The organism is Alphaproteobacteria bacterium, assembly GCA_030740435.1.
Lineage (GTDB): Bacteria > Pseudomonadota > Alphaproteobacteria > UBA2966 > UBA2966.
Genome location: JASLXG010000092.1, coordinates 1 through 6,091, shown reverse-complemented (window position 1 = coordinate 6,091; position 6,091 = coordinate 1). Strand labels below are relative to the sequence as shown.

Genomic DNA, 6,091 nt, shown 5'->3' with positions numbered 1-6,091 from the left:
CTCTTTCAACGAAACGTCCAATCCGGCATAGTACTTCATGGCTGCTCTCCTTAACGCTTCTTGTGGCTGGAACATCCAGACCACGTTCCAAAAGCTCGGAGAGTAGCCACCCTCAGCGCCGATTACCCCATCTCTGTGGTTTATTGACCTTCGCCGTTCCCCGCGATCTCAGGGGCCTTGGATCTCGCTATTCAGGTCTGAAAGCGGCCGGCCGCCTTCCTGGCGGTATTGGTGGCCCGGAAAGACGCCGAGGATCTTGACCTCGGTGGAAAAGAGACCGAGTTCCTCGAAAGCGCCGCGCACCTCGGCATCGTTGCGGTGGCCCTCGATCTCGGCGTAGAAGCGCGCCACGGCGAAGCGCTGGCCCACGGTATAGCTTTCCAGCTTGGTGAGGTTGACGCCGCGCGTGGCGAAGCCGCCGAGCGCCTTGTAGAGCGCCGCCGGCACGCTGCGCACGCGGAACATGAACGAGGTCACGACGCCTTTGGTGCCCGGCTCGGGTGTCTGGGCTTCGCGCGCCAGAATGATGAAGCGGGTGATGTTGTGCTCGGCGTCCTCGATGTTGGTGCGCAGGGTCTCGAGCTGGTTCAGGCTGCCGGCCAGCGACGAAGCGATGGCGGCCTCGGCGGGATCGCCCGCCTCGGCCACCTCGCGGGCGGCGCCGGCGGTGTCCAGCGTCGGCACCGGCAGCAGGCCAAGCTCGCTGATGATGCGCTTGCATTGGGCCAGGCCCTGGGGATGGCTGTGCACGCGCTTGAGGCCGGCCAAGGTGGCGCCCGGCGGTGCCAACAAGCAGTGGCTGACGCGCAGGAAAGTCTCGGCGATGATGTGCAGCGTGGTATTGGGCAGCAGGTAATAGATGTCGGCGACGCGGCTGGCGACCGAGTTCTCGATGGGAATGATGGCCAGATCGGCGCGCTCCTGCTCGACCTCGGCGAAGGCGGCATCGAAGGTCTGGCAGGCCTGGGGCTCGATGTCAGCGTACTCGAGCTGGGCCGCGAGATGCGAATAGGCCCCGGCCTCGCCCTGGAAGGCGATGGTCTTGCCGGCCCCGGTCATGTCGACTTCGTCACGTCGGAACGCCCCCTCAACCGCCCCGACGGGCCAGCAATTGGCGCGCCCGTTCGAGGTCGGCGGGAGTATCGACAGCGAAGGGCACAGTGTCAACGAGGGCGGCGTCGATACGCAGGCCGGCTTCCAGGGCGCGCAACTGCTCCAGCCGCTCGCGCCGTTCCAGCGCTGCCGGGGGCAGGCTGACGAAACGCTCCAGCGCCGCCCGGCGGTAGGCGTAGATGCCGATGTGGTGGTAATGCGGCCCCTCGCCCGCCGGCACCGTGGCGCGGCTGAAATAGAGCGCCCGGCCCGAGGCCGCCAGCGCCGCCTTGACCACGTTGGGGTTATGGCGCTCGTCCTCCACCACGATCTCGGCCACCAGGGTGGCGATGTCGACAGCCTCGTCGGCCAGCGGTTCGAGCACGGCCCGGATGGCGGCCGGCTCGATCAGCGGCAGGTCGCCCTGCAGGTTGATCACGGCCTGGTGCCGGCGCTGGGGGTCGACGGCCTCGAGCGCTTCCCAAACCCGGTCCGAGCCCGAGGCATGGTCGGGCCGGGTCAGCACCGCCTGGCCGCCGGCCGCCTTGACGGCGTCGGCGATCTCGGCCTCGGCGCAGGCCACCAGCACGGGCCCCACGTCGGCCTCCCGGGCGCGGCGCCAGACCTGCACGATCATGGCCTCGCCCCCCACTTCGGCCAGCGGCTTGCCGGGCAGGCGCCGCGCCGCCAGGCGGGCCGGGATGATGACGATGGGGTTGAGATCAAGGCTCATGCAGAGCCCCTTATACGGCTTGCGCCGTTACTCTGGAACCCGTTAATCTGGCGCCGCCGCAGCCAGGCAAACCGGGGTTTTTTGGGTCATGGATCTGTTCGAGCTCAACAAATACGTGGGCGGCACATTGGCGGCCATTCTCGTCGTCATCGTGGTATCGCTCTTGGGTGACGCGGCGGTGGCGCCGGCTGACCTGGAAAAGACCGTCTTTCCGCCGCCGGCCGAAGGCGCCGCCACCGACGAGGCCGAGGCCGAGAAAGCCGAACCGGCGGCGCCCAGCCTGGGCTCGCTGCTGGCCGCCGCCGATGTCGCCCAGGGGCGGAAGCTTTCCAAGAAATGCGCCGCCTGCCACAGCTTCGACAAGGGCGGCAAGAACAAGGTCGGACCCAACCTTTGGAATACCGTGGGCCAGGCCAAGGCGGGGCGCGAGGGCTACCGCTATTCGTCGGCGCTGCGCGATGCCGGCGGCGACTGGAGCTATGCCGACCTGGACGCCTACCTGACCAAGCCCAAGCTTTTCCTGCCGGGCGGCAAGATGACCTTTCCCGGCCTCGCCGACGCGGCTCAGCGGGCGGCCGTGATCGCCTTTTTGCGCTCGCTCAGCGATCAGCCGGCGGCGCTGCCGGGCGACTGACCGGCACCCTCGTGACCGACGTTTGCCCGCCCGCCTTCATCGACCTGGCCGGGCGCCTGGCCGATGCCGCCGGCGAGGTGGCGCGGCGCTATTTCCGCCAGCCCGTGGACGTCGAGGCCAAGGCCGACCTGAGCCCCGTGACCATCGCCGACCGCGAGGCCGAGGCGGCCATGCGCCAGATCATCGAGGCCGAGTATCCCGGCCACGGCATCGCCGGCGAGGAACTGGGCGGCGTGCGCCTGGATGCCGAATACGTCTGGCACCTCGATCCCATCGACGGCACGCGCTCGTTCATCTCGGGCAAGCCGGTGTTCGGTATCCTGGTCGGCTTGGCGCGCCACGGCCGGCCCGTGCTCGGCGTCATCGACCAGCCCATCAACGGCGAACGCTGGCTCGGCGCGACCGGCCGCCCGACCACCCTGAACGGCCAGCCGGTGGCGGTGCGAAGTTGTCCCGATCCGGCCCTGGCGACGATGTTCACCACCGGCCGCGAATGGTACCGGGGCGACGAGGCGGCGGCGCTCGATCGCATGCTGGCGGCCGTCAAGATGACCATGTGGTCGAGCGACTGCTACGGCTTCGCGCTATTGGCCACGGGCTTTGCCGACATCGCCATGGAGGCCGGCATGGAAAACTATGACTTTTGCGCCCTGGTGCCGGTGGTCGAGGGTGCCGGCGGCATCTTCAGCGACTGGCAAGGCAACGCCGTGACCATCGGCAACGGCGCCCAGGTGCTGGCGGCCGGCGACGCCCGGGTCCACGCCGCGGCGCTGCGGCTGCTGGCCGGCGAGGCGGCCTGATGCGCGCCCTGGGGGTGGCCATTACCTTGCTGCTGTTGGCCGCCCCTGTGATGGCCCAGGAAACCACCGTGACCCACGGCACGTCGCTCTTGGGCAGCCTCAAGTACCCGGCCGGTTTCGCCCATTTCGACTACGTCGATCCCCAGGCCCCCAAGGGCGGTTTGGTCCGGCTCGCCACCGTCGGCGCCTTCGACAGCCTGCACCCCTACGTCCTCAAGGGCCGGGCGGCGGCTGGGTTGGGCCTGACCTTCGAGACCTTGCTCACCCCCTCGGCCGACGAGAGCGAATCCTTTTACGGCCTGATCGCCGAGAGCATCGAGATGCCGGCGGACCGCTCCTGGGTGGCCTTCAAGCTACGCCCCGAGGCACGCTTCCACGACGGCTCGCCGATCACCGTCGAAGACGTGATTTTTTCCTTCGAGATGCTCAAGACCAAGGGCCATCCCTTCTACCGGGGCTATTACGCCGACATCGCCAAGGCCGAAAAGGCCGGCCCGCGACAGGTCCGGTTCCATTTCTCGGGCGGCCTCAACCGCGAATTGCCGGCCATCACGGGCCAGCTGCCGGTGCTGTCGAAGACCTATTTCGCGGACAAGGATTTCGCCAAGACGACGCTGGAGCCCATCCTGGGCAGCGGGCCCTACCGCGTCGAGGCCGTCGATCCCGGGCGCTCGATCACTTATCAAAGGGTGGCCGACTATTGGGGCCGCGACTTGCCCGTCAACCTGGGTCAGCACAATTTCGATCGCCTGCGCTACGACTACTACCGCGATCAGACCGTGGCGCTGGAGGCCTTCAAGGCCCATGCCTACGATTACCGGGCCGAGAACAGCTCCAAACGCTGGGCCACGGGCTACGCTTCGCCGGCCCGCGACAAGGGACTGCTGCGCCAAGCTACCCTGCCCGACGCCAGCCCGGCCGGCATGCAGGGTTTCGTTTTCAATATGCGCCGGGGAAAATTCCGCGACCGCCGCGTGCGCCAGGCCATCAGTTACGCCTTCGACTTCGAATGGTCGAACCGCACGCTTTTCCACGGCCAGTACAAACGCATGCGCAGCTTCTTCGAAAACTCGGAACTGGCGGCCACGGGCCGGCCCGGTCCGGCCGAACTTGAACTCTTGGAGCCTTGGCGCGGCAAGATCCCGGACGAGATCTTTGCCCAAGAATACCAGCCGCCCAAATCCGACGGTTCGGGCAACAACCGGCGCGGCCTGAGGGCGGCCAAGAAGCTGCTCGACCAAGCCGGCTGGAAGGTCAAGGAGGGCAAGCTCAGGGATCCCCAGAGTGGCCAGGCGCTGGAATTCGAGATCCTGCTGGTGCAGCCCTCCTTCGAGCGCATCGTGCTGCCCATGAGCCAGTTCCTCAAGCGTCTCGGCATCACGCTCCACACCCGCACCGTCGATAGCGCGCAATACCAGAACCGGGTGGATCGTTTCGATTTCGATATGATCACTATGCGGGTCGGGCAGTCGCTGTCGCCGGGCAACGAACAGCGCGATTTCTGGCATTCCGAGTTCGCCGACGTGGAGGGCAGCCGCAACGTCATCGGCATCAAGCATCCGGCCGTCGACGCCCTGGTCGAGGCCATAATCGCGGCCCCCGACCGGCCCTCTCTGGTGGCCGCCTCGCGGGCCTTGGACCGGGTGCTGCAATGGAACTATTACGTCATCCCGCAGTTCTATTTGGATGCCTTCCGCATCGTCTACTGGGACCGCTTCGGCCGCCCCGCCAGGCAGCCCGATTACGCTGTCGGGTTCAGTACCTGGTGGATCGATGCGGAAAAGGACGCCCGGATCAAGGCCGGCGAGGCGGCGGTCAAGGAATAGGGCAGGGGCTTACCAAGGCAAGGGAGATCTCGAAGCCCGACTTTCGCACCGCTCCCTGCCGCCTGGCGCCAAAAACTATCGCGAGAGCGGCCTAGTCTTAGTCCGCTGACCCAGAGCGGAACTATGGCAGGGGTCACGACAGGTGCTTGGCCACCGTTTGCGGAGGCTTGGGCAGCGAAATCGGCTTCGCCACAAAATCGTCGCAACCCGCTTCGAGAATCTTTTCCTCGTCGTCCCCCACCCAAGGGTCAGGTTTCGCTCCGCCAGCGGTCTCCGGGTTTCATCATATCCTCTGGCAAGAGGATATTGTGCCGGGCTCGGATGCGCTGCTCGAGCTCGCCGGGAACATAGCTGGGATAGTGCTCGGCGAGCAGCTCGCGGCAACGGAAACGGCAGCGCGCCAGGGCGTCGTATCCGCCGCCGTCGTCCCACAGCTGCGGCGTGGCGCGATCGGCCAGCGGCGGATAGTAATAGTCCCGCCGCATGGCCGCCACGGTCTGGCTCTCGCCGAGGAAATGACCGGCCCCGGCGACGACGTCCCGGATGACGCCGAGATCGGCGGTCTCCGGATTGACCTCGATGCCACGGACCACGCGCAACGCGGTGCCCAGGATTTCGTTGTCGAGAACGAAGCCTTCGAACGAGCAGCCCAACAGGCTGGCGTACATTCCCGCCGCCTCGTAGATCAGGTTGGCGCCGGCGAGGCCCGCGGCGACGGCGCTGATGGCCTTCTCGTAGCCGGCCTGGGCGTCGGGGATCTTCGAATCGGCCATGCCGGCGGCGACGCCGCTGGGCAGATCGCAAAAAATTCGATACCTGGGCCGAGGCCGCGTTCAGCAGCGCGATCTCGGCGCCGCCACAGGCGAACCCGAGCCCTTCGTGCTTTTTCAGGACTTCGGAGCCAGCAGCCTGGATTTTGAACTGCGCTGCTTCACCGGAAACGTCATGGACCGGCGGGCTATCGCCAGCGACATCCGCTTCGAAATCGACCGCCGCTTCCGCGATG

At 66.9% G+C, this 6,091-nt stretch carries 7 protein-coding genes; 4 read left to right on the top strand and 3 right to left on the bottom strand.

Annotated elements, in window-relative coordinates; translation table 11 throughout:
- Window positions 1-168 precede the first annotated feature (168 nt).
- Window positions 169-1,059 carry a prephenate dehydratase gene (locus tag QGG75_10660; GenBank protein MDP6067695.1) on the bottom strand — a complete coding sequence of 297 codons (891 nt, stop codon included), beginning with the start codon at window positions 1,057-1,059 and terminating at the stop codon, window positions 169-171.
- Between the two features lie 28 nt (window positions 1,060-1,087).
- Complete coding sequence (locus QGG75_10655) at window positions 1,088-1,825, bottom strand: 3-deoxy-manno-octulosonate cytidylyltransferase (GenBank protein ID MDP6067694.1); 738 nt, start codon at window positions 1,823-1,825, stop codon at window positions 1,088-1,090.
- Between the two features lie 88 nt (window positions 1,826-1,913).
- On the opposite strand from QGG75_10655, the gene QGG75_10650 reads away from it, so the two are divergent.
- The 3 genes from QGG75_10650 to QGG75_10640 are packed head-to-tail and all read left to right on the top strand — an operon-like array spanning window position 1,914 to window position 5,085.
- Window positions 1,914-2,459: a cytochrome c family protein gene (locus QGG75_10650; GenBank protein ID MDP6067693.1), complete on the top strand. Its 546-nt coding sequence runs from the start codon at window positions 1,914-1,916 to the stop codon at window positions 2,457-2,459.
- 11 nt (window positions 2,460-2,470) lie between these two features.
- A complete protein-coding gene (locus tag QGG75_10645; protein MDP6067692.1) occupies window positions 2,471-3,259 on the top strand; it encodes an inositol monophosphatase family protein in 789 nt (262 codons plus the stop codon).
- Window positions 3,259-5,085 carry an extracellular solute-binding protein gene (locus QGG75_10640; GenBank protein ID MDP6067691.1) on the top strand — a complete coding sequence of 609 codons (1,827 nt, stop codon included), beginning with the start codon at window positions 3,259-3,261 and terminating at the stop codon, window positions 5,083-5,085. Before QGG75_10645 ends, QGG75_10640 begins: the two co-directional genes overlap by 1 nt.
- Before the next feature lie 248 nt (window positions 5,086-5,333).
- Here the strand turns inward: QGG75_10640 and QGG75_10635 are convergent, their stop codons facing one another.
- Window positions 5,334-5,858: a trimethylamine methyltransferase family protein gene (locus tag QGG75_10635; GenBank protein MDP6067690.1), complete on the bottom strand. Its 525-nt coding sequence runs from the start codon at window positions 5,856-5,858 to the stop codon at window positions 5,334-5,336.
- Between QGG75_10635 and QGG75_10630 the strand changes: the two genes are divergently transcribed.
- Window positions 5,857-6,091 (top strand): mechanosensitive ion channel (locus tag QGG75_10630; protein ID MDP6067689.1); only part of this gene is annotated, 235 nt, incomplete at its 3' end. The two genes, QGG75_10635 and QGG75_10630, sit on opposite strands and share 2 nt — an antisense overlap.